Origin of the sequence: Dyella japonica, from assembly GCF_040545895.1 — a bacterium.
Classification (GTDB): domain Bacteria; phylum Pseudomonadota; class Gammaproteobacteria; order Xanthomonadales; family Rhodanobacteraceae; genus Dyella; species Dyella japonica_D.
This window is the reverse complement of the sequence record NZ_JBEPMU010000003.1, coordinates 595,342-618,249: the sequence shown is the minus strand read 5'-3', so window position 1 is coordinate 618,249 and position 22,908 is coordinate 595,342. Positions and strand designations below refer to the sequence as shown.

Annotated in this window: 15 protein-coding genes; 7 read left to right on the top strand and 8 right to left on the bottom strand. The window is 64.4% G+C overall.

Features of this window, described 5'->3' with window-relative positions; translation table 11 throughout:
• Positions 1–126: 126 nt before the first annotated feature.
• Positions 127–1,245 (bottom strand): DUF3667 domain-containing protein, encoded by a 1,119-nt coding sequence (locus ABIC75_RS13015; protein ID WP_354014279.1) that lies wholly within the window; start codon positions 1,243–1,245, stop codon positions 127–129.
• A gap of 139 nt (positions 1,246–1,384) precedes the next feature.
• On the opposite strand from ABIC75_RS13015, the gene ABIC75_RS13010 reads away from it, so the two are divergent.
• Together ABIC75_RS13010 and sppA are read left to right on the top strand one after the other, a co-directional pair.
• Positions 1,385–2,752 (top strand): MATE family efflux transporter, encoded by a 1,368-nt coding sequence (locus ABIC75_RS13010; RefSeq protein ID WP_354014278.1) that lies wholly within the window; start codon positions 1,385–1,387, stop codon positions 2,750–2,752.
• A 128-nt stretch (positions 2,753–2,880) separates the two neighbouring features.
• Positions 2,881–4,743, top strand: coding sequence for a signal peptide peptidase SppA (gene sppA / locus ABIC75_RS13005; RefSeq protein ID WP_354014277.1), 1,863 nt, complete (start codon positions 2,881–2,883; stop codon positions 4,741–4,743).
• A gap of 68 nt (positions 4,744–4,811) precedes the next feature.
• Here sppA and ABIC75_RS13000 read toward each other — a convergent pair whose 3' ends face one another.
• Both ABIC75_RS13000 and ABIC75_RS12995 read right to left on the bottom strand, forming a co-directional pair.
• Positions 4,812–5,633 (bottom strand): ABC transporter ATP-binding protein, encoded by an 822-nt coding sequence (locus tag ABIC75_RS13000; RefSeq protein WP_354014276.1) that lies wholly within the window; start codon positions 5,631–5,633, stop codon positions 4,812–4,814.
• Positions 5,634–5,692: 59 nt separating this feature from the next.
• The gene (locus tag ABIC75_RS12995; RefSeq protein WP_354014275.1) at positions 5,693–5,911 is read right to left on the bottom strand and encodes a hypothetical protein; all 219 of its coding nucleotides are present in this window, start codon (positions 5,909–5,911) and stop codon (positions 5,693–5,695) included.
• Between the two features lie 95 nt (positions 5,912–6,006).
• Here ABIC75_RS12995 and ABIC75_RS12990 point away from each other — a divergent pair, with 95 nt between their 5' ends.
• On the top strand, positions 6,007–6,789 hold the full coding sequence (locus ABIC75_RS12990) for an SDR family oxidoreductase (RefSeq protein WP_354014274.1): 783 nt from the start codon (positions 6,007–6,009) through the stop codon (positions 6,787–6,789).
• Positions 6,790–7,942: 1,153 nt separating this feature from the next.
• On the opposite strand, the gene ABIC75_RS12985 is transcribed toward ABIC75_RS12990, so the two are convergent.
• The 3 genes from ABIC75_RS12985 to ABIC75_RS12975 all read right to left on the bottom strand — a co-directional run bounded on the left by ABIC75_RS12985 (position 7,943) and on the right by ABIC75_RS12975 (position 12,079).
• Positions 7,943–8,572, bottom strand: a complete 630-nt coding sequence (locus ABIC75_RS12985; RefSeq protein WP_354014273.1) for a DUF4124 domain-containing protein — start codon at positions 8,570–8,572, stop codon at positions 7,943–7,945.
• A gap of 25 nt (positions 8,573–8,597) precedes the next feature.
• Positions 8,598–9,542, bottom strand: coding sequence for a DegV family protein (locus ABIC75_RS12980; RefSeq protein WP_354014272.1), 945 nt, complete (start codon positions 9,540–9,542; stop codon positions 8,598–8,600).
• Positions 9,543–9,664: 122 nt separating this feature from the next.
• Positions 9,665–12,079 (bottom strand): acyl-CoA dehydrogenase, encoded by a 2,415-nt coding sequence (locus ABIC75_RS12975; RefSeq protein ID WP_354014271.1) that lies wholly within the window; start codon positions 12,077–12,079, stop codon positions 9,665–9,667.
• A gap of 178 nt (positions 12,080–12,257) precedes the next feature.
• Between ABIC75_RS12975 and ABIC75_RS12970 the strand changes: the two genes are divergently transcribed.
• The 3 genes from ABIC75_RS12970 to ABIC75_RS12960 all read left to right on the top strand — a co-directional run bounded on the left by ABIC75_RS12970 (position 12,258) and on the right by ABIC75_RS12960 (position 18,247).
• Positions 12,258–13,049, top strand: coding sequence for an AMP nucleosidase (locus ABIC75_RS12970; RefSeq protein ID WP_354014270.1), 792 nt, complete (start codon positions 12,258–12,260; stop codon positions 13,047–13,049).
• A gap of 355 nt (positions 13,050–13,404) precedes the next feature.
• A complete protein-coding gene (locus ABIC75_RS12965; RefSeq protein WP_354014269.1) occupies positions 13,405–16,353 on the top strand; it encodes a TonB-dependent receptor domain-containing protein in 2,949 nt (982 codons plus the stop codon).
• Positions 16,354–16,417: 64 nt separating this feature from the next.
• Positions 16,418–18,247, top strand: a complete 1,830-nt coding sequence (locus tag ABIC75_RS12960; protein WP_354014268.1) for a sulfotransferase — start codon at positions 16,418–16,420, stop codon at positions 18,245–18,247.
• 24 nt (positions 18,248–18,271) lie between these two features.
• Here ABIC75_RS12960 and ABIC75_RS12955 read toward each other — a convergent pair whose 3' ends face one another.
• Together ABIC75_RS12955 and ABIC75_RS12950 are read right to left on the bottom strand one after the other, a co-directional pair.
• The gene (locus ABIC75_RS12955; protein ID WP_354014267.1) at positions 18,272–19,849 is read right to left on the bottom strand and encodes a tetratricopeptide repeat-containing sulfotransferase family protein; all 1,578 of its coding nucleotides are present in this window, start codon (positions 19,847–19,849) and stop codon (positions 18,272–18,274) included.
• Complete coding sequence (locus tag ABIC75_RS12950; RefSeq protein ID WP_354014266.1) at positions 19,846–21,426, bottom strand: tetratricopeptide repeat-containing sulfotransferase family protein; 1,581 nt, start codon at positions 21,424–21,426, stop codon at positions 19,846–19,848. Before ABIC75_RS12950 ends, ABIC75_RS12955 begins: the two co-directional genes overlap by 4 nt.
• A 159-nt stretch (positions 21,427–21,585) precedes the next feature.
• On the opposite strand from ABIC75_RS12950, the gene ABIC75_RS12945 reads away from it, so the two are divergent.
• Complete coding sequence (locus tag ABIC75_RS12945) at positions 21,586–22,908, top strand: aspartyl/asparaginyl beta-hydroxylase domain-containing protein (protein WP_354014265.1); 1,323 nt, start codon at positions 21,586–21,588, stop codon at positions 22,906–22,908.

The window sequence follows — 22,908 nt, the reverse complement described above, 5'->3', positions numbered from 1 at the left end:
CCTGCCTTGACAGCCATGTGACGCTGTGCAAAACCCCGCTTGAAAGGGCTTCCGGGTATTCGCCAGGCGGCGCCAATGCGCGATATGTGTGTGATTTGTGTCACAGAACGCGGGCGGCGCCGTAGTTCAGTTCGTCATGCCCAATACGGCCGCGAAGGCGAGCGCGAAACAGGCCAGAAAGGTGTAGCACCAACCCACGAACAGGTACTTCACCCAGGTCATGAACCAGCCCTGCCGGTAGACCCGCTTCTGCATCAGCAGCAGGTAGAGCAGCGACCACGCCCACAGCGCCCAGATTACCGTCCACAGCGGGGCGTTCAGCCAGGCGGCGTGCGGCACCAGCCAGCCCCGCAGCATGTACACGATCATGCCCAGCATCAAGCTGAGGAACAGGAAGGCGTGGCTGTGCAGCGCCACGATCAGGTGCTCCATATAGAGCCGCCGCTTGAAGATGTAGGTGATCTTCAGCAGCAGGGCGAACAGCGGCATCAGCACGAACATGGTCTGCGGCAGCACGTGGAACACCGAGGCCACCATGCGTTCCGTGGCCTCTGCGCCCTGCTCGCCGCCGCTCATCATGGCCCTGATGTTGCTGCGGGCGCGGGCGACCGAGCGGTTGAGGCTGTGGTTGATGGTCTCGGGCAGCCATGCCACCTGCACCGTCGGCAGATTCGTCATGTCGTCGAGGTCCATCGTCGCCGGCATCGGCGGCGCCCCGAGTTCGCCCAGGCGATGGTTGGCGTGGTCGCGCTCGATTTCCACCAGCTTGTTGTACGTCTTCTTGCCGGTGCCTTGCTGGTTCTTGGCCTTGAGCAGCTCATCGCTCGCCTGTGCGTAGTGCGTGCGCACGGCGTCGGGCGTGGCGTCTGCGGCGTATTGTCCGGTGCCTTCGCTCGACTTTGCGCCAAAGTGGATGATGTCCATGTTGGCCACCACCAGATGGCACATGAAGAACGCCAGCAGCGACAGCACGAACATCAGGCGGAACGGTGCCACGTAGCGCTGGCGGCGACCGGAGAAATATTCCAGCGTGAGGAATCCGGGGCGCAGGAACAGCGGTGGCAGCGTGTGGATCACGCGGCCGTCCACGTGCAGCACCATGTCCAGCGTGTCTTCCACCATGTGATGCATGGGACGCAGCACGGTGTGGATGGACTGCCCACATTCGTGGCAGAACTCGCCCTGCATGGGCGCACTGCAATTGGCGCAGTGCACGCCTTCGAACGACACGATTTCCTTCTTCATGCGCCTCCCCCGGATGAATCAGCGGGCGATCTTGGCACAAGCCGCCTGCGTAGACAGCTGCCGTGGGGCTCTTTCCACGATGCCTGCCGGAAGGCGCGCGACGCCGGTGCGTTAGACTGTGCGGCCCAGGAGTCTATTTATGCTGTCTTTCCGCCCCGATCGCGCCAGGGTGGCGCGCGAGGTGGGCGCCACGGTGCGTCTCGCCCTTCCCCTCATCGCCGCGCAGCTTGGCGCGGTGGGTCCCAACGTGGTCGATGCCGTGCTCGCGGGGCACCTGAGCGCGCACGTGCAGGCGGCGGTCACCACGGCGGTGAGCATCTGGGCGCTGGCGCTGGTGAGCGGGTTGGGCATGATGATGGCGGTGCCGCCGACGGTGGCGCAGCTGGACGGTGCCGGTCGCCGCCACGAAACCGGCGCGGTATTCGTGCAGGCGTTGTGGCTGGCGTGGGCCATGGGCATCGTGCTGTGGTTCCTGGTGCGTCATGCCACGCCCTTGCTCGACTGGATCGGCGTGGTGCCCACGTTGCGCGCGGACGTGAACCGCTTCCTGCACGCCATCAGCTGGGCCGCACCCGCGATGACGAGTTATTTCGCGATACGCGGCCTGTCCGAAGGCCTGTCGATGACGCGTCCTTCGATGTACTTCAGCTTTGGCGGCCTGGCGGTGCTGGCGCCGCTGGGTTACGTGCTGATGTACGGCAAGCTGGGATTGCCGGCGTTGGGTTCGCTGGGCAGCGGCATCGCCACGGCTACTGTGCTGTGGTTGGAGATGCTCGCGTTCCTGTGGTTCGTCATCAAGCATCCGGCCTATAGCGACGCCCACCTGCGCGCCGGGCTGGCCTGGCCCAAGCCGAAGATGATCCTCGAGCTGCTGAAGATCGGCGGCCCGATGGCGATCACGCTGCTCGCCGAGGGCGGCTTGTTCGTGGCAGTGGCACTGGCCATCGCCACGCTGGGCGAGACGGTGGAGGCGAGTCATCAGGTGGCGCTGAACGTGGCGACGGTGGCTTTCATGGTGCCGTTGGGTCTTTCGATGGCGATCACCGTGCGCGTGGGCAACGCCGTGGGCCGCGACGATGCGCACGGCGTGCGTTACGCGGGACTGTGCGGCGTCGGGTTGGCGGTGTGCGTGCAGATCGTCTCGTCGACCGTGATGCTGACCATCCCGCATGTGCTGGCGCGGCTGTACACGCACGATGCCGCGGTGATCGCGCTGGCGGTGCAGCTGATGGTGCTGGCGGGCTTGTTCCAGTTTTCCGACGGCATCCAGGTCACCTCCAACGGCGCGCTGCGTGGACTGAAAGACACCCGCGTGCCGATGGTGATCACCTTGTTCGCCTATTGGGGCGTGGGCATGCCGATCGGCTGGTGGCTGGCGTTCCGCCAGGACATGGGCGCGCGCGGCATGTGGATCGGCCTGATCGCCGGGCTCACCATGGCCGCCATCCTGCTGTTCACCCGCTTCTGCCGCCGCGCGTTTCACCACGGCTGGCAGCGCCCCGCCTGAGCCGGGCCGGGCGCTTTTTCACGCCGCGGGCGAACGCGTATGGTGACCGCCGCCATGTGCCGTTTGCCCCACATGACCTGCGCCGCGCGAACAGCTACGCTGTCACGGACATCCTGAGGAACTAGGCAATGACGGAGCGCCGCCCCAACGGTTTTTGGGCCTTTCTCTGCGTCCTTGGGCGCGGCATCAACATCGTCAGGCTGACCATCCTCAACCTGATTTTCTTTGCACTGCTGTTCATCGTGCTGCTGGTGATACTGGTCGGTTTCGCCGGGGCGCGTTCCGAGCACTTCATCCAGAGCGACAGCGTGCTGGTCATCCAGCCCAAGGGCGAGCTGGTCGAGCAGTACAGCATCGAGCCGATGCAGCGCGCGTTGGCCAGCCTGTCGGGCAATCCGCCCAAGCAGATCCAGTTGCGCGATCTGATCGGCGTCATCGACGGCGCCGCCAAGGACGCGCGTATCACGCGCATCCTGCTCGAACCCAGTGAACTGCAGGGCGGCGGCTTTGCCGCGTTGCGCGAGGTAGGTGCGGCGCTCGACCGCTTCCGCGCCGCCGGCAAACCGGTGATCGTATGGGCGCCCAGCCTGGACCAGGGCCAGTACTACCTCGCCGCGCATGCCGACCGCGTGCTGGTCGATCCGCAGGGTGGGGTGATGATCACCGGCCTGGCCAACTACCGGCTGTTCTACAAGGATCTGCTCGACAAGCTCGGCGTGGACGTGCACCTGTTCCGCGTCGGCCAGTTCAAGAGCGCGGCCGAGCCGTACATCCTTGACCACGCCTCGCCCGAGGCGAAGGAAGCGGACAGCTTCTGGATGGGCGGCCTGTGGGACACCTACATCAACGAAGTGGCCAAGCTACGCAAGCTCGATCCGGCCACGCTGCGTTCGGATATCGACTCGCTGCCGGAGCGTATCGCCAGTGCCAAGGGCGACCTGGGCCAGCTGTCGCTCGACCAGCACCTGGTGGACGGCGTTGCCACGCCGGCCGAAGTGATCGCCATGATGCGCAAGGAAGGCGTGCCCGCCGGCAAGAAGGGCGAGGGTTTCCGGCAGGTGTCCCTGCAGCGCTATGAAGCGACGCTTTCGGAGAACGGCTCGACCACGCCGGGCGTGTCGATCGTGGTGGCCGAGGGCGAGATTTCCGGCGGCAAGCAGCCGCAAGGCACGGTGGGTGGCGACTCCACTGCCGCATTGATCCGCGCCGCTCGCGAAGACAAGCGCACCAAGGCGCTGGTGCTGCGCGTGAACTCGCCCGGTGGCGAGGTGTATGCCGCCGAGCAGGTGCGACGCGAAGTGGCGCTGACGCGTGAAGCCGGCATCCCGGTCGTGGTGTCGATGGGCAACGTGGCCGCGAGTGGCGGCTACTGGATTTCGATGAATGCCGATCGCATCTACGCCGAACCCAACACCATCACCGGCTCCATCGGCATCTTCGGCATGGTGCTCACCGTGCCGGGCACGCTGGACAAGATCGGCGTGAAGAGCGACGGCGTGGGCACCAGTCCGCTGGCCGGTGCGTTCGACATCACGCGTCCGCTCGACCCGAAGGTCGGCACGGTGATCCAGGCCACCATCGAAAAGGGCTACCGCGATTTCGTGGGCCAGGTGGCCAAGGCCCGCGGCAAGCCGTACGACGCCGTCGACACAATTGCGCAGGGGCGCGTGTGGACGGGACAGCAGGCGCTCGATCGCGGCCTCGTCGATCAACTCGGTGGTTTGGGCGACGCTATCGCCGATGCCCAGCAGCGCGCCAAGCTCGCCAAGGATGCGCCGGTGCGTTACGTCGAAGAGCCGCTGGGTGGCTTCGAGCAGTTCGTGATCAGCCTCAACGAGAACGCCATGGTGCAGATGGCGCAGTCGTACGGCGTGCAACTGCCGTCGTGGATGGCCCACGTCGATGCATTCGCGCCGGAACTGAAACTGCTGCGCACGGCGCAGTCTGGCCGGCCGAACGTGTACGCCTATTGTTTCTGTTCACCGCGCTGACGCGCGGCAACGTTCAGTGATCGAGCCGCTGCCGGTTTCCGGCGGCGGCTTTTTTATGTCCGATGGTTTTACGCGATGGCAGCGTTGAAGTAATCGCCGTGGCGTTCCACGCACACGGGCATGCCGAAGGTGTCCGACAGCAGCGCATTGGTGAGTACTTCCGCCTTGTCGCCTTGCTTGAGCAGACGGCCGTCGCGCAGCAGCACCACCTGCTGGATCTCGGGGAGGATTTCCTCCACGTGATGCGTCACCAGCAGCAGTGTGGCGCCGTGGCGCGCGAGATTGCGCAGGTTTTCCAGAAAGCGTCGGCGGCTGGCCATGTCCAGGCCCGCGCAGGGTTCGTCGAGCAGCAGGGCACGAGGCCGATGCACCAACGCGCGAGCGATCAACACGCGGCGCGCTTCGCCGGTGGAAAGGCTGGCCATGGTGCGGCCGAGCAGATGCGTGGCGCCTGCCTGTTCCAGTGCTTCGTGCGCGCGTTCGCGCATGGACGGCGTGACGTGATGATTCAGCCCAAGGCGTTGCGCGGCGAAGAAGCTCGACAGCACGGCCTCCGATACTTCCAGCGTGGCATCACTGGTGCAGTCGTGCTGCAGGGACGGCGAGACGATCCCCAGCAATCCGCGTAGATCGGATACATGCCAGCGCTCGCGACCAAACACACGCATGGCGGCCACGCCATCCCTGCGTGCCAGCGGATAGAGCTCGCGCGTGATCAGCCGCACCAGCGTGGATTTTCCCGCGCCGTTGGCGCCGAGGATGGCGGTGTGTTCGCCTGCGCCGATACGCAGGCTGAAGCGGTCGAGGATCAGGCGCTCGCCGCGCATCACGCTGGCATCGTCGATATCCAGCAGCGGCGCGGCGGAAAGTTCATCGTGGTGGACGTTCATGCCGGACACCATGCACGTCCGGACGTCCATTTGCCAAGTCCTGTTGTCGGAAGGGCAGCTTATTGCCCCGCCGCGTCGAGTTGCTGCTGTTGCTTCTTCGCCTGCTCGTCGGTGGTTTTCTGCACGTCGGCAGCGCGCTGCTTGGCCTTCTCCATGTCGTCCCACGGTGTGGCGACGCGCGCCGTGCTGGCCGTGGCCGGTGCGGATTCCGGGGCAGGCGGCTTGCCGGAGCAGGCAGTGAGGGCGAGCAGGCACAGCAGGGGAACGAACCGTTTCATGACGTTGCCTCGGTGATGGATGGAGCTGGCGCTCCGGTCTGCATGGTAGCGGGCAATGCTTGGCGGGAAACGTGGTCGCGTTCTAAGCTCAGGGCATGAACGCACGCATCGACGCCTGGCAGCTGCAGGGACACACCGCCTTGATCACCGGCGCCAGCAAGGGCATCGGCTATGCCACTGCCCGCGAACTGGCCTCGCTTGGCGCCAACCTGCTGCTGGTGGCCCGCGACGCCGATTACCTGGAACAGGTGCGCGTGGAGCTGGTGGACGACTTCCCGGGCATCGAGGTGCTGGCCTTCGGTGCCGACCTCAGCGAGCAGGAAGAGCGCCTCGCCGTGTTCGACTGGGTCGCCGACCTTGGTGCGCCGCTGTCCCTGCTGGTCAACAACGCCGGCGGCAACCAGCCGGCGCCCACGCTCGCCTATCGCGAAGACGATTACCGCGCGATCTTCGAACAGAACCTGTTCTCCGCTTTCGAGATGTGCCGGCTGGCGCATCCGCAACTGGTGCAGCACGCGAACGCGGCCATCGTGAACGTGGGTTCCGTATCGGGCATCACGCATGTGCGCACTGGTTCGGCCTACGGCATGTCGAAGGCGGCCTTGCACCAGCTCACGCGGAATCTCGCCGCGGAATGGGCCGCCGACGGCATCCGCGTCAACGCCGTGGCGCCCTGGTACATCCGCACGCAACGCTCCGAGCCTGCGCTGGCGAACGACGAATATCTCGACGAAGTGCTGGACCGCACACCGCTGCGTCGCATCGGCGAGCCAGAGGAAGTGGCGGCGGCCATCGCTTTCCTGTGCCTGCCGGCGGCGAGTTATGTCACGGGGCAGGTGTTGGCGGTGGATGGCGGGTTCTTGAATTACGGGTTCTAGGGGTTGCGGGAACTGGGCACGACGAAGGATCTAGGGTTGTCGTTCCTGGTCGTCGTCATTCCTGCAGAAGCAGGAGGCGCTTTTTCAACAGCCGAAGGCTGGTCATCCTGTGGCTGCGCGTTTGATTGTCGCGATGCCGCGATCTGGCTCGCCTGCGGCGGGCTTCCGACCTGCTGCCGCAGGTCGGGTCACTTTTCTTTGCTGGCCCAAAGAAAAGCAACCACCGAGATGGTGGCAATGCCAAAAGAAACGGCCCCCCGGATGACGCGCCTTCCGGGCTAAGCCCGGAAGGTACGCGTGCGGGTTACGGGGTTTTTCGACAGGACATCCATGTCCTGTCGAAAAACTGGCCGCATCCATGCGGCCACCCTACGGGCTTTCCTCCACCCGCCCGCCGCTGTCATACGGGGACCCCGAAGAGCCAAGCGCAGAAGCAATGGCGAAAGCCAAAGCTCGAGTAGCAACGATTTCGCGAGCACCCGCCCCCTCTCCACCGTAAAGGTGGCAATGCCCCAACCCTCTCCCACGAGGGGAGAGGGAGAAGTGCGGTGCTTGGCGAAGATGCTGGTAGCCATGAAGCAGCGCAGCGACGTCCTGCTTTAAGCCCTCTTCGCTTCGGCGCGTGGCGGTATAGCCATACCGTTGATTAGAGAGATCGTGACGTTCCGGGCTTCGAAGACTGCAAGGCTCGTATTCAACAGAACGCTATGAGCCCTTGCTCTTCAGGCCATTCTCTTTGGGTTACTTTTCTCTTGGGCCAGCAAGAGAAAAGTGACTCGAGCGGCGGCAGCCGTTCGAAACGCCCGCTGCGTAAGCGGCCAGATCGCGATAGCGCGACAACCAAACAACGAGGCTCTGGATGACCAGCCCTCGGCTGTTGTAAAGCGCCTCCGCCCTGAGCCGGGACGACAAGCAAAAGGCAAACGCACCCTTTTCCACAGCCCATGTGGATCATCACCGCAAAACCCTGTGGATAGATCACCCAACCCCGCGCCACCACAAAAGTTTCAGCACCCTGCGCAAACAATCACCACCGCCCGCAACGTTTTCCACAGCACCTGGGGAAACCCTGGTAACAAGCCTGTGGACAACTCGCCACGCGCGTTGCGTGGCGCACACTTGCATGACATTGCGCAAACTTTGCGCAGTGCGCTCAGCAGTTCCGCAGTTGTGCCTGCAGTTCCTGCTCGCGTCGTTCGAGCGGCGGCTGGTCACTCTTGAACGCGCGACGCAGTTTGTCGGCGTTGTCGTCGTAGGCATCGCGCAGCGCGCGGCAGGTTTCAGCGCGGGTCAGTTCGCGGCATTGGTCCTGCACCCACACGTAGTTGTTGGCGATGAGGCCGGGCGTGACGCGGCCGCGATTGAGTTCGGGTGCCGATGCGCCTGCAGCGTTGCGGCCACCGTAGACCTGGGACAGCGGCAACTGCGATGCGCCGAGGATGCCGTAGGGCACCTGATAGGGCTGTGGATCGCCGTTGTCGCTGGTGTAAGGCTTGCCATCGGTGGCACGCACGCAGGCGAACATGCTGGGAAGCGCGGCCATCGGCTGTGGCGGCGGAGGCGGTGGTAAAGGTTCCGCGACCGTGGTGTCGGTTGCTTCCGGCTGCGGTGGCATGGCGGGTTGGGAATCGTCGAGCTGCAGCACCTGTTGGCGCTGGTTGCCGCTGCAGGGTTTGTCCTGGAACGACATCTTGCCGCTGGCATCCGTGCATTGATAGGCCGTGCCAGCCGCCGCGGGAAGGCTCGCCACCACGAGCAGGAACAGGATGCACAGGCGGACCATGCGATGTCTCCCGTGGCGCGTCGACTCAGAATTCGGCGACGTGTTCCTCGGCTGCGAAGCCGAGCGTCACCGCACCTTCGCCCACATTGACCATGCCGGTGATGCTCATCGGCGCTTCCATCAGTTCCACGCCGCATTCCTCGCAGGTGCTGCGCAGGCCGGCGTAACCGGGGAGCTTGGCCAGTTCGGCAAGATCTCCGCCGTAGCTCACGCACACCGCGGGTACGAGCAGGCCGGCGCGCACGCGTTGCGCCGTGTAGTTGAACAGCGTTTCCGCGCCGTGCTCGAAGCCGCGCACCTTGCCCACCGGGCCGGTTTCGCCGCGATAACCACGCAGCAACGGCTTGATGTCCAGCGCCGAGCCGAGCATGGCGCTGACCAGGCCCACGCTGCGGTCGCCTTTCTTCTTGGCGCGCGCGCGCAGGTAGTAGAGGTCGCGCGGCAACATGTAGCCGTACGAATTGTTGGCGATATAGGTGAGCCGTTCGCGGATCGCCGCGGGCACTTCGCCGGCGGCGATGAGTCGCGTGGCCTCGACGATGGCTGGACCGGAACCGGCGAACAACGTGCGCGTATCGATGACGCGCATGAGGAACGGGCCGGTCATGTTGTTCTTCTCGCGTACCTCGCGATAGTTCTTCAGCACCGCGAAGCTGGCCTTGACCACATGATCGTTGATGGCGCTGCGGGTGGCGGTGATGGTGAGGCAGAACACGCAGTCCTGCTCCAGCACCAGTTTTTCGAGGAACAGCTTCTGCACGTCTTCGACGGAGCAGGGGATGGTTTCGGCCGAATGGCTGCGGCTGCCGAGGTTGCGATCCAGGAAGCGATGCAGCTCGACCTGGTTGCGGTTGTCCATGAAGATTTCATCGTCGATGCGGATGGTGATGGGCATCACCGCGATGTTGTGCTTCTGCAGAAAGGCCTGCGGCAGATCGCAGGCGGCATCGATCGCTAAACCCATCCGCATGATCATGACTCCCCTATGACAAGCGCCGCCAACATAGCACGCACCTGTGCAGGTGCCGACCCTGACGGTTGGGCCATGAGTCTGCCCGCATTCCCAGGCCCAGAGCGGTGCGGGCGGATGCCCTAGCGCAACTGGCGGTAGGTATCGGGGTCGAACGCATCCACCTGCACCACGGCATTGCGCGCTTCATCGGCTTCGCTGAGCGCGTCGTAGTCGGCCTGGGTGATGATGCCTGCGGCCAGCGCGTTGCGTCCCAGCGCTTCACCCGCGGCGCGGTCCAGCTTGCCCGCCCGTATGGCGTCGCGAAGTTTGGTTTCCACAGGCAGGGCGCGTACGGCCTTGTCCAGCGCGGCTTCCAGTTGGCCCAGTCCAGGCTCTTGCGGGCCGGGAACATGGATGTCCCCGGTGAGATGGATGCGCGCCTCGCGGTCTTCGAGGATGGCGCGCGCCGCGCGCTGCCCCAGCAGATCCGATGGCGGCCGGAAGTGCGCGCCCAAGGGAAACACCAGCACGCGGGCGAGGCCGGCGGCGAAACCCGACGGCAGGTTGTCCAACACGCCGCGCAATGCCTCCTGCGTGCGATACAGCGCCAGCGCCACGCCCCGGCGGGCAAGGTCGTAATGAGAGGCGAGCTTGGGGCCGTCGTGGTAACGCTTGAGCGTGGCGGCGGCCAGGTATTGCCAAGCCAACGCATCGGCGAGCCGGCCCGAGATCTTCTCGCGACGTTTGAGCGAACCGCCCAGCGTGGCCATGCAGGTGTCGGACACGAACGCGAAGGCCGAGGCAAAGCGTGTGAGGTGCTGGTACCAGCGAGCCAGTTCGCTGTCCGGGGACTTGGCGAGGCGCGCGCCACTGAGCGCCAGCAACAGTGCGCGCACGCCGCGAGTGAACACGAAGTTGATGTAGCCGAACGTACAGGTGTCGACGGCCTTGAGGTCCTTCGCCGCCAGCGCGTTGATGAGCTTCTGCACCCACGGGTGGCAACGGATGGCGCCTTGTCCGTAGATGATCATCGAACGCGTGAGGATATTGGCGCCTTCCACGGTGATGCCGATGGGTACCGACATCCACATGTGCGAGAGCACGTTGCGCGGTCCACGTTGAATGGCGGCACCGGCGCGGATGTCCATCGCGTCGCTCACCACTTCGCGCATGGCGTCGGTGAGATAGGCCTTGGCGATCGAGCCGAGCACCGCCGGTTTCTCGCCGGCATCGAGCGCGCCGCAGGTGAGCGTGCGCGTGGCCGTCATCAGATAAGTGAGGCCGGCGATGCGCGCCAGCGGCTCCTCGATGCCTTCGAAGCGGCCAATAGGCGTGTCGAACTGTTCGCGCACCGTGGCGTACGCGCCGCAGATGCGCGTGGCCATTTGTGCGGCGCCCACGGCAAGCGCGGGTAGTGAAATGGAACGACCCGCCGCGAGGCTTTCCATCAACATGCGCCAGCCGTGTCCCGCTTGTTCCACGCCGCCGATGATGGCGTCGATGGGAACGAACACGTCGTGTCCCTCGATGGGCCCGTTGGCGAACGGCACGCCCATCGGATCGTGGTGTTGCCCGATGACGACGCCGGGCAGATCGCGTGAAACCAGCGCGCAGGTGATGCCGCGATCCACCGCGCCGCCCAGCAAGCCGCTGGGATCCTTCAGCCGGAACGCCAGGCCGATCAGGGTCGCCACCGGGGCCAGCGTGATGTATCGCTTGTTCCAGTTGAGACGAAGGCCGATCACTTCCTTGCCTTCCCACTGGCCCCATTCGACGATGCCTTCGGATTGCGTGGCGGCCGCATCGGAGCCGGCTTCCGGCCCGGTGAGTGCGAAGCAGGGCACTTCGCGGCCGTCGGCCAGTCGCGGCAGATAATGTTGCTTCTGTTCCTCGGTGCCGTAGTGCAGCAGCAATTCGCCGGGACCCAGCGAGTTGGGCACCATCACCGTCACCGCCGCAGCAACCGAGCGCGTGGCGATGCGCGTGACCACGCGGGAGTGGCCGATTTCGGACATGCCCAGCCCGCCATAGCTTTCGGGCAGCACCATGCCGAAGAAACGCTCGCGCTTGATGAAGTCCCACACCTCGGGCGGCAGGTCGCGCTGTTGTTCCACCTGCCAGTCGTCGAGCATCGCGCACAGCTGCGTCACCGGCCCATCCATGAAGGCCTGTTCGCGCGCGCTCAGCGGCTTGCACTCGAAGCGAAGCAGGAAATCCCAATCGGGCATGCCGGAGAAGATCTGCGCATCCCACCACACCGTGCCCGCCTCGAGCGCGATGCGTTCGGTTTCGCCCAGCCGTGGCATCACCTTGCCGAGCATCGGCAGCAGGGCGCGGGCGAACAGCGCGCGGCGCAGCGGCGGCAAACCGGTTACGAGTGCAACCAGCGCGGTGGCAGATAGCAGTCCATATAGAAGGAGTGGCGAGTCGACGCCCCGCACTATCCAGGTAAGAAACAGCACGCCCAGCGCGAATACCCAGGCCAGCCATCCGCGACCCACGAAGGCGAAGCCCAGAAAGACGACAAGGGCGGCGATCCAACCGATCAGCAGCATGAGGCTCTCCTGTGAATGGCGCCCATCGTGAGCAGGCGCGGCTCAAGAAAATGACAACGAACTGGTCAGCTGCGGCCTCCGACCCGTTAAGATGTCACCACTGATCTGGCATCTGCCGGCGTGGCGTCGCCGGTAACGCGCGAGGGAACCCACCTTGCGCTGACCTCAAGGGGTCTCAATGAAGGACAAGCAGGAGATCGTCTCCAACTGGCTGCCGCGTTATACCGGCACGCCTGTGGAGGAGTTTGGCCAGCACATTCTGCTGACCAATTTCGGGCACTACGTGGAACTCTTTGCCGAATGGCATGGCGTGGAAGTGCGCGGCCGCGACCGGCCCATGCCCAATGCCACGGCCGACGGCATCACCCTCATCAACTTCGGCATGGGCAGCCCCAACGCGGCCACCGTGATGGATCTGCTCAGCGCCATCCATCCCAAGGCCGCACTGTTCCTGGGCAAGTGCGGTGGCCTGAAGAAGAAGAACGCTATCGGCGACCTGGTGCTGCCCATCGCCGCGATCCGTGGCGAGGGCACCTCCAACGACTATCTGTTGCCCGAGGTGCCGGCGCTGCCCGCGTTCCAGCTCCAGCGCGGCGTGTCCACCATGATCCGCGACCTGGGCTACGACTACTGGACCGGCACGGTGTACACCACCAACCGCCGGGTTTGGGAGCACGACGACGCCTTCAAGGATTACCTGCGCCGCACGCGCTGCATGGCCATCGACATGGAGACGGCCACCATCTTCGCGGCGGGCTTCGCCAACAAGATCCCGTGCGGAGCGCTCCTGCTCGTTTCCGACCAGCCCATGATCCCCGAGGGCGTTAAGACGGAATTAAGCGACCGCAGCGTGACCTCGCAATTTGTTGAACGCCATATCCGCATCGGTATCGAGGCGCTGAAACTGGTGCGCCGCAGGGGACGCAGCGTCAAGCACCTGCGTTTCGAGGACGACAGCGCGGCGGATTGAACCCTCGTCAAATCAGAGGTCTGGCGAGGCGCAGGGCGGCTTGCCAGGCTTTCTTTCACCGTGGCTTCACCCCTGTCCAGGGATGTTCGTCGCGCCGCAGCAAACGCTGTCAGGCCGGTGGGGGCACGGGTCGGAACGGGATTTTTCGCAAAAAACCACGATACCTGTCGCGACATGGTGATTTCTTGCCGTATAGATTTTATTGACTATCTGTAAGTAAAGCGTGATAAATGCCGAGCGCTGTAGACCGTAATTTTGTAGGTCTACGCCTGTTTTGTTTGGGTGACTCGGGCGCGGGTTTGAGGCGGGGAAATCTTTCAAACCCAGTCAATATAAATAACGGGAGGGTGTTCTCATGAAGTTCGGGGAAAATAAACTGTGCACGTCGGTGCGCCTGGCTCTGTCGCTGGGCATGCTCGCAGCGAGCACGTACGGCACTGCCGCTTTCGCGCAGGATGCGCAGTCCACTACGCCGGCTCCGGCCGCTGATCAGGCCAAGAGCAAGACCCTCGAAACGGTCACCGTGACCGGTTCGCTGATTCGCCGCGTAGACGTCGAGACGGCCAGTCCCGTCGTAACCATTGATCGCGCTCAGATCCAGGCCACCGGCAAGCCGACGCTCGGCGACCTGATCCAGCAGCTGCCGGCCATGACCGGCGGCAACGTGAACCCGCAGACCAACAACGGTGGCGGTTCGGGTGTGTCGTCCATCAACCTTCGCGGCCTGGGTTCACGCCGTACCCTGATCCTGGTCGACGGCCAGCGCCTGCTGAGCAAGGATCCGAACGCCATTCCGGCCGATGCCATCGAGCGCATCGAAGTGTTGCCGACCGGTGCCTCGGCTACCTACGGTTCGGACGCCATTGGTGGCGTCGTGAACTTCATTCTGCGCAAGAACTACCAGGGTGCCACCTTCTCGGCGAACGTCGGCCAGTCCGACCGCAACGACGGTGAGCAGAGCGGTTACAACTTCATCTTTGGCCAGACGTCCGATAAGGGCAGCATCATGGCCGGCATCAGCTACAACAAGCAGGACGGCGTGCAGTCGTCCAAGCGCGATTTCTCGAAGAACGCGCTGAGCTTGTCGGGCACTGCCGTGAGCGTGGGCGGTTCGTCCAGCACGCCGTATGGCCATATCCAGTTGCCGCCGGCGCTGGCTGGTAACTTCGGTGGCGGCGCGGGTTGCGGCTCGGGCTACGTCACCCTGAATCCGGGTGGCAACCCGACCCAGGTCAACTCGTCGAACTACCATTGCTACGGCAACGCCGACAAGTACAACTACGCGACGGTCAACCTGATCATGACCCCGCAGGAGCGTACCGGCGGCTTCATCAACGGCGACTACCACCTGGGCGATCACGTCACCGCCTATGTGGACGCCGTCTACCAGAAGACCTCCTCCAACTTCCAGCTTGCTCCGGCCGTGTACGGCACCGGCACGGGCGTGGTGGTGGCCGAGAACAATGCGTTCAACGGCTTTGGCCAGACCTTCCAGTCGCCGCGTCAGACCCCGCAGGATCTGGTGTTCGGCTCGCGCCTGGACAGCGCCGGCAATCGTATGGCGTTCAGCGGTCGCCAGGACGCCCAGATCAACACGGGCTTCCGTGGTGACTTCAACGTCTTCGACAAGAACTGGAACTGGGACGTCGGCTTCAACTACGGTCACCAGAGCATCTCGCTCGCGACCACCGGTCTGCCGGACCAGAGCAAGCTCTACACCGGCCCGTCGACGTTGAATCCCGATGGCACCGCGACCTGCCCGACTGGCGTCGATCCGGTGGCCTGCCAGTTCAACCCGTTTGACATCCACTCGGCTGGCAGCATCGCGGCCATCAAGGCCGCCGCCGCTACCGCACCGTCCACGCTGTACACCATCCAGAAGACCTGGCATGCGGGCCTGAGCGGTGAGCTGTTCAGCTTGCCGGCCGGTGCCGTGCAGCTGGCGGCTGGTTTCGAATACCGCAAGGACTACACCCATACCATCCCGTCGCCGCAGTTGGTCATCGACCCGACCACCGGTAGCTGCGTGCTGGGTAGCCAGTGCTTGAGCGCCGTGCAGGGTGGTTACACCACCAAGGATCTGTACGCAGAAACCTTCATCCCGATCCTCGCCGGCATGCCGGGCGTGCAGTCGCTGAACCTGACCATCGGTGACCGCTTCTCGCGTATCGAAGGCTTCGGCAGCACCAACAACTTCAAGTTCGCGCTTGAGTACAAGCCGATCGACGACCTGTTGCTGCGTGGCACGATGGAAGAAGTGTTCCGCGCACCGAACCTGACCGAGCTGTACTCGTCCGGTTCCGACGCACCGCTGATCCACACCGACCCGTGTACGGGTTACCGTGGCGCCCCGGCCGGTTCGCCGTTGGCCTTGGCTTGCGTAAACGTTCCGACCGACGGTTCGTTCACCAACTCGTTCGTCGATTCGCGTACCCAGGCCGGCACCATCGTGCAGGGCGCCTACGTGGCCGGCGTGCCGATCAAGCCGGAACACGGCAAGTCGTACGATTTCGGCTTCGTGTACAGCCCGTCGTACCTGCCGGGCTTCTCGACCACGATCGACTACTGGCGCGTGAACCTCAACGACACCATCACCACGGTGGGTCTGCAGAGCTTGCTCAACGTCTGCGCGGCCGGTGCCACGCAGTACTGCCACTTCATCCAGCGCGACGCCAGCGGCCAGATCGCTCCCAACACGATCGAGCCGATCGCCAACCTGGGTACGATCAACACCGCCGGTATCGACTGGTCCGCGAACTACAAGCTGCCGCAGTTCTCGTTCGGTCAGATCAACATCGGCGTCAACGCGTCGTACCTGAACTACTACAACCAGATCACGGCGCCGGGCGTGCCGGATGCGGACGTCTACAAGAACGCCGGTCACTTCCTGCCGTACGGTTCGGCTGCTTCCGCGGCCTGCCCGGATAACGCCGGTATCTGCTTGTTCCCGCGCTGGCGCGCACAGGGCTTCGTGGATTGGCAGGCTGGTGGCTGGAGTGCCCAGTGGCGCATGCGCTACATCGGTCGCTTCCAGAACGGTGCCGCCACGGGCTCGCCGCAGGATAGCTTCCCGAACGGTGAGTCGGGCACGATCCTGAAGTACGGTGCAACGGTCTACAACGACGTGTCGATTGGCTACAACCTGGCCATCATCAACACCCGTCTGGACTTCGGCGTGAACAACCTGTTCGACAAGCAGCCGCCGCTGCTGTACGCGAACAACACGCTCAACGCCAACACCGACCCGAGCGACTTCGACCTGATGGGCCGCTACTACTGGGCTCGCGTGACGGTCAAGTTCTAAGCCTGAGTTAAAGCGTTAACCTTAGGGCCGCGTGGCAGTTCACGCGGCCCTTTTTTGTGACCCTATGATTCCAGCCCAGACCGCCCAGATAGCCGCCGCCCTCCAGGCCGGCGAGCCCGGCCGCGCCGAACAATTGAGCCGCGCCGCACTCATCGAATCGCCGCAAGACGAGAACCTGTTGTTCCTGCTGGCGATCAGCCTGCATTTCCAGGAGCGCGCGCAGGAAGCGCTGCCGATCTACGAGGAGTTGACCCGCCTGCAGCCCGGCAGCAGCGAGTACTGGAACAACTACGCGACGGCATTGGTAGGGGCAGGTGAGCTCGATGCGGCCTTGGCCGCCTACTCACGTGCGTTGGAATTGAACCCCGACAACACGCTGGCCAGGTCGCAGATGGGTACGACCCTGATGCAGAAGCGCGACTATCTGGCCGCCCGCGATCTGCTTCTGGACGCCGTGGAGAAGCAACCCGAATCGTTGCGGCTGCGCGTGGACGCGGCGCGCGCATGCTGCTTCAGCCAGGACTACGAGGGCGCTTCCGACCTACTCCGCCACTGGCGGCACAGCGTGCCGTTGAACGACGACCAGCTGCAGCTGGAGCTTGCCCAGGTATTGATCCAGAACAACGAGATCCCTGACGCGACCGATCTGCTCGAGGACTTGTTCGACCGCTTGCCCGGTCATCCCGAGGTTCGCCTTCAACTTGCGCATATGTATGAACGTCGCAATCGGCTCGATGACGCGGCGGCCATGGTCTCCCCGCTGATGCAGGTCGGGCCGGCAAGCGCCGCGATCCATCGAAACAAGGGTGCACATGTGCAGGCCACGCTTGCCATGCGCGCCAAAGAGCCTGCGGCTGCGAGGGATTTGCTGGAGGCTGCCGGTCCGGAATCGGATGCCGACTACAACCACTATTTCCAGCTGGGTTCGGTTTACGACAAGTTGGGCGACACCCGGGCGGCCATGGATGCCTTGCGCGTTGCGCACCAGCGGGAGGCTGCCGAACGACGCCATGACTCGCCCGAGTTCTTCGCGCCGGACGCCGCCGCCATGCCCGTCAAGGCGCCGCGTGTCACGGCCGAGCAGTTCGCGCGCTGGCCCCGGTACATCGCGCCGGACATGCAGGATTCGCCGATCTTCGTGGTCGGCTTTCCACGTTCGGGCACAACCTTGCTCGAGCAGATGCTGGATGCACATCCGGGCCTGCAGTCCATGGACGAGAATCCCTTCTTCAATCGCCTTTCGGGCATTCTGGGCAATCACGACCAACGCATCCTGGGCGACCTGAGTGTGTTGCGTCAGTACGACTGCGACGAGCTGCGCAAGCGCTACAACACGATGGTTGGCCAACGCATCCAGCGGGACTGGAATACGCGACTGGTCGACAAGAACCCGTTGAACATGCTCTGGCTGCCGATCATGTACCGGTTGTTCCCGGCATCGAAGTTCATCCTGGCCGTGCGTCATCCGTGCGACGTGATCCTCAGTTGCTACATGCAGAGCTTCCGCTCCAGCGCGCTCGCGGCAGCGTGCAGCACGCTCGAACGCCTGGCACACGCCTATGTGCAGGTCATGCAGTCCTGGTTGAACGACGTGGAGGTCTTGCAGCCTTCGCTACTGGTGTCCCGCTACGAAGACCTCGTCGACGATCCGGTGCAGCAGGCATCGCGCATCGCGCAGTTCCTCGAACTCGGTGACGCCTCGCCCATGCTGCAGTTTGATCAGCATGCGCGAAACAAGGCTTATATCGGCACGCCGAGCTACGCCCAGGTCATCGAACCGGTGAACCGCAAAGCCGTGGGCCGCTGGCAGAAGTACCGCCGCGAGATGGAACCCCTGCTGCCCATCCTCGAGCCGATGTTGCGCCACTGGGGCTACGACGCGACCGGCTCCTGATGCTTCTGCGATATCCCGGGGCGTTCAGTGCCCCGGGATATCGAGCAGCTCGGGCAGGTAGGGAGCGTAGTGAACCCAGCGGCCCGCGGAACGCGTGTAAACGGGTTGGCGCGCTTGCCAGGCGCTTGCCGTCGCGATAACGCTTTGGACGTCCGTCGGCTGTGCCGTCGATTGCAAGGGCATACCAAGCCAATCGCGCAGGGCGTCGATGCACGCGTCGGGTTCGCAGACCAGCTGTTCGTAGGCGATGCTGCGAAAGGCCTGCGGATATCGTGCCTGCCAAAGCTCGGCCAGTTGGCGACATCCTCTGATTACCGCGTCGATGTCACCGAAATCGTACGCATAGTCATGGGCCTGGTCATGGAAGGGTTGTGTCCACAACGAGAGCGCCGTGTCGCGGGCGTTTCGCTGGCAATGCACGATCCGCGCGTTCGGCCATAGCGCCATGATCAAATCGACCCGCAGCAGGTTGAGCGGCTGCTTGTCTATGATCCACGAAGCGTCGCCGTCGTCCTGACGCAGCTGCATCTCCAGCGACCGCGCGGCTTCTTCAAGTGCAGCGGCGTGCAGGGGGGATTTGTGTGAAAGACGCTCCTCCCACACCTGGAGCCAACCCAGTTCGCCGCGGTTGCGCACGCCGGCATGATCCGCCAGTCGTTTCGCGACGAGCGTGGTGCCGGAACGCGGTACGCCGACCACGAAGATGGGCGTCCAGTCGGTCGGTGCCGGCAAACTTACCGTCGGCTTCGCTGCCGCAAGGCGTGCCTGGATATTGCGTTTCCACAACTTGCGCGACCAGCTGGCATGGGCGTGCCCCATGGCGTTGGCCTGGCGAAAGTAGGTCGCGGCGCTGGCGTAGTCGCCTACGTCGTCGTGGGCCTTGCCTAGCGCGAACAGTGTGGAGCGCCTCGTGTATGCCGTGATGTCTGACCGGGCAAGCACGTCGCGAAAGAACGAAAAATCCGGATGGCTCGCGTCTTCGTAACGCTGCAGACCCGCCAAGCCCAGCGGGATATTCCATTCGACGGCAGCGGGTTCCTGCTGCAGTGCTCGCGCATAGTGGGCGCGCGTGCGTTCGAACTGTCCGAGCTGAATGCCCAGCATGCCGGCATAGGCATGCAGGCGTGGATCATCGTCGTCCGCGGCCATGGCATTTTCGCAGATGGTTAGCGCTTCGTTTGGACGTCCATAATCATCGAGGGTTTCGACCGCGCGGATCACGGTATCCACATCGTGTGCACCGTTTGCGAACGCCGATAGCAAAACTTCGCCGACCGCCGTCAGCCGCCCGTGTTCGCGCAAGAGCGATGCGAGCAGTAGCGCCATGCTCGCATCGGCAGGATGGGCGGCCAACCATTCGCGCAGCAGCTGTTCCGCCTGCTCTGATTCGCCGGTTTGCCAGAGCAGGCCCGCCAGGCCGAGCCTGATGTCGGCCGATTCGGGAAAGCGCGACGTGGCCGCGTTGAACACGGCAAGCGCACCGGCCATGTCCGAGCGCAAGGTGAGCGCGCGCCCTTGGGCGAGCCATTCGCTTTCCGGTTGCGCCGCAAGCGCCGCGAGCAATGCCGACGTATTCCCTGGCAGTGTCGTGCCAGGGGTCATTCGCTATACGCTGGCAGACCCAGCGCCGCTCGCAACGGATTCAACAACGCGCCATAGCGCTGCGATCGCGCCGTATCCTTTCGCATGGGTTGGCGCACCTGCGTGGCGCTGGGCGAACGCACGACGCGCTGGTTCTCGTGGAAGTTCACGCAGGCCTCTTCGAACGGCAGTCCGCAGAACGCCAGCAGTTCGCGGATGTGCGGCTCTGGATCGGCCACCATCGCCTCGTAGCTGTGCTCGCGGATATGGCCTGGATGCAAGTTCGCGATGAGCGAGACGTTCTGGTCGAAGTCGCGCCAGAAACTGGCGAGCGCGTCGAAACTGCGGCTATAACCGCTGGCGGCATCCAGCGGTTGGCGGTAGCAGGAGAAGCAGGTCTCCAGCGGATCGCGTCGCACCACCACGATGTGTGCCCCCGGCAGCATCGCGCGGATGGCGCCGAGGTAGATCCAGTTGTTCGGCAATTTGTCGGTGAACACGGGGCGCTCGCTGCGCCAGCGTGCGGTGCGCTCCAGGTAGCGCTGGCCCAGTCGCTGCCAGTCGGTGGGTGTCGCCTCGCGCGCCCATTGTGGGATCGGCTTGCCGCCAAGTCGCTGGGTTTCTTCGGCCAGTACCTGCGGCAGATCCGGCAACTCGCCGGCACCTTCCACTTGGGAATGCGAGGCGAGGATCTGTTCCACCAACGTCGAGCCCGATCGCGGCAGGCTGACGATGAAGATCACCTCGCTTCCCAGTGGAGCAGGACTGCCGGCGGGTGGCGGCACGAAAGCATCGGCGACGCTTTTCACGCCAGCGGAGAAGCGGTTGCTGTCCCAAGCTTGATAGCGTCGTGCCGTCGCGTTTGCCGTTGCGAGTGCCTGCAGCGATTGCGCGTACTCGCCTTCGTCGTCGAATGCCTTGGCGAGCGCAAAGCCGATGGCGATGCGGTCGTTCTCGCTGGCGTCGGATCGTTGCAACGCCGCTTGCATTTGCGCCACGTCTTTCGCATCGAAGCGTTGCGTGCGCAGGTCGGCCAGTCCCCACCAGGCGAGGCCGAACGCGGGACGCACAGCGAGCAGGCGGCGATATTCCGCGGCGGCGGCATCCACCTGTCCGCGCGTGCGCAACAGGTCGGCGAGCAGCGCGCGCGCGCCAATGTGGTCGGGCGCCAGAGCCACGGTCCGCTGCAGTGCTTCGGTGGCCTCTTCGTTGCGCACCGACTTGGTCAGCATCACCCCGAGGTTGTACCAGGCCATCGCAAGTTTGGGATCGAGCTCGCAGGTGCGGCGCAGGGCAAGGATGGCGCCTTCATAGTCGCCCGCCGTGCCCAGCAGCGAGCCGAGCGTGTTGTGGTAGAGCGCGTCCTGGGGTCGCTGCACCAGTGCGCGCTGCATGAGGCGCACGGCATCGTTGTGCTGCCCGCGCAGGCTGTGGATGCCGGCCTTCATGCGCAGCACTTCGGGATGGTTGGGGTAGGCCGTCAGCACGCGTTCGAGCTGGCGATCGGCGTCGTCGGCGCGCCCGGCGTCGAGCGCCTGGGCGGCGATCATCACTTGTTGGGTGGCCGTTGGTCCCAGCCCTTGCAGTCGCGAATTCATCAGTGGCCCGATCCAGGGAACGATTCCCGCGACGCCGTTTCCCGTGGATGAAAAAAGCGCGTGCGGCCCGTCGAAACGCGTCTATTATGCCCGTATGCGCCGCGGTGGGGACCGCGGCCTTCAAACGAATACATGATGTCGCAAGCGGTGGGAGCAACGATGAATACCGGGGTGGGAGTGACAGCGTCGGCGCTACGCGAGATGGCGCTCAACGGATTGCGACAGGGCGATGCGCCGCTGGCCGAGCAGTATTTCGCGCGCCTGCTGGAGCAGGTGCCGGACGATGCCGAGGCCTTGCAGTTCGTGGCCAGCCGCCATGTGGCGAGGGGCGATGCCAGTCGCGCGCTGGCCATGCTGACCGCGGCGGTGAGGGCACACCCGGACCACCCGGATCTGCTGCACCAGCTTGGCGTGGTGCAGACCATCGCGGGCGACCTGACGGGCGCCGCCGCCAGCCTGCGGCGTTGCGTGGACATCGCACCGAACATGTTCGTGGCGCGCCTGCGCCTGGGCATCACGCTGGAACAACTGGGCGACATGCACCGTGCCCTGCTTGCCTATTTCGGCGCGGTCAATTCGGCGCAGGCCGAAGGTCGCTGGATGAGCGATGCCACCACGGCGCCCGGTCTTCGCCAGTCGGTGCAGCACGCCATGCGTTTCATCGATGCGGGCCGACGCCGCACTTTCGATGCGGTGTTGCAGCCGCTGCGCGAACGCTACGGGCGCCATGAGTTGTCGCGGGTGGAAGACTGTTTGGCCATCTATCTGGGTGAGCGCCAGGCCCAGATTCCTGATGCGCGGCAGAAGCCGAAGTTTCTCTATTTTCCCGGCATACCGAGTCAGCCCTATTACGGCACGGAGCGCTTTCCCTGGCAGGCCGATCTTCAAGCCGCCACCGACGTGATTCGCGAAGAGCTCATGTCCGTGCTGGCGGAAAACCGCCCGCTGGAGCCCTTCCTTGGCGAGCAGTCGGTGGAGGAGCTCCAGGGCCACCTGCGTTCCTCGGGTGTGCAGCCTGCGGCGTGGGACGCCTATTTCTTCTATCGCCACGGCGAACGCTTCGACGACCATCACGCGAGGTGCCCGCGCACGTCCGCCGTGCTGGAGCGCGTGCCGCTGGTGCGCATACGCGACCATGCGCCGGAGACGCTGTTCTCCATCCTGCGCCCGGGCACGCACATTTTGCCGCACCGCGGCGTGACCAACACCCGGCTGGTCACGCACCTGCCACTGATCGTACCGCCCGATTGCGCGATCAATGTGGGCGGTGAGTTGCACGAATGGAAGGAAGGTCGCTGCGTCACGTTCGACGACACCTTCGAGCACGAGGCGTGGAATCGCAGCGACACGACGCGCGTGGTGGTGATCATGGACAGCTGGAACCCTGACCTGACCGAGGTCGAGCGCGTGGCGGTGACGGACCTCGTCGAGGCCATCGGTGATTTCAACCGCGCCAGCGAAGTGGCGGTGCTTTCGGGCTGA

What these genes read in the sequence shown, in the direction of transcription:
- ABIC75_RS12985 (WP_354014273.1), bottom strand. Translation starts at nt 8,572, where the DNA reads ATGGTCCGCCTGTGCATCCTGTTCCTGCTCGTGGTGGCGAGCCTTCCC.
- ABIC75_RS13015 (WP_354014279.1), bottom strand. Translation starts at nt 1,245, where the DNA reads ATGAAGAAGGAAATCGTGTCGTTCGAAGGCGTGCACTGCGCCAATTGC.
- ABIC75_RS12990 (WP_354014274.1), top strand. Translation starts at nt 6,007, where the DNA reads ATGAACGCACGCATCGACGCCTGGCAGCTGCAGGGACACACCGCCTTG.
- sppA (WP_354014277.1), top strand. Translation starts at nt 2,881, where the DNA reads ATGACGGAGCGCCGCCCCAACGGTTTTTGGGCCTTTCTCTGCGTCCTT.
- ABIC75_RS12950 (WP_354014266.1), bottom strand. Translation starts at nt 21,426, where the DNA reads ATGAATTCGCGACTGCAAGGGCTGGGACCAACGGCCACCCAACAAGTG.
- ABIC75_RS12970 (WP_354014270.1), top strand. Translation starts at nt 12,258, where the DNA reads ATGAAGGACAAGCAGGAGATCGTCTCCAACTGGCTGCCGCGTTATACC.
- ABIC75_RS13000 (WP_354014276.1), bottom strand. Translation starts at nt 5,633, where the DNA reads ATGAACGTCCACCACGATGAACTTTCCGCCGCGCCGCTGCTGGATATC.
- ABIC75_RS12995 (WP_354014275.1), bottom strand. Translation starts at nt 5,911, where the DNA reads ATGAAACGGTTCGTTCCCCTGCTGTGCCTGCTCGCCCTCACTGCCTGC.
- ABIC75_RS12965 (WP_354014269.1), top strand. Translation starts at nt 13,405, where the DNA reads ATGAAGTTCGGGGAAAATAAACTGTGCACGTCGGTGCGCCTGGCTCTG.
- ABIC75_RS12945 (WP_354014265.1), top strand. Translation starts at nt 21,586, where the DNA reads ATGAATACCGGGGTGGGAGTGACAGCGTCGGCGCTACGCGAGATGGCG.
- ABIC75_RS13010 (WP_354014278.1), top strand. Translation starts at nt 1,385, where the DNA reads ATGCTGTCTTTCCGCCCCGATCGCGCCAGGGTGGCGCGCGAGGTGGGC.
- ABIC75_RS12960 (WP_354014268.1), top strand. Translation starts at nt 16,418, where the DNA reads ATGATTCCAGCCCAGACCGCCCAGATAGCCGCCGCCCTCCAGGCCGGC.
- ABIC75_RS12975 (WP_354014271.1), bottom strand. Translation starts at nt 12,079, where the DNA reads ATGCTGCTGATCGGTTGGATCGCCGCCCTTGTCGTCTTTCTGGGCTTC.
- ABIC75_RS12980 (WP_354014272.1), bottom strand. Translation starts at nt 9,542, where the DNA reads ATGCGGATGGGTTTAGCGATCGATGCCGCCTGCGATCTGCCGCAGGCC.
- ABIC75_RS12955 (WP_354014267.1), bottom strand. Translation starts at nt 19,849, where the DNA reads ATGACCCCTGGCACGACACTGCCAGGGAATACGTCGGCATTGCTCGCG.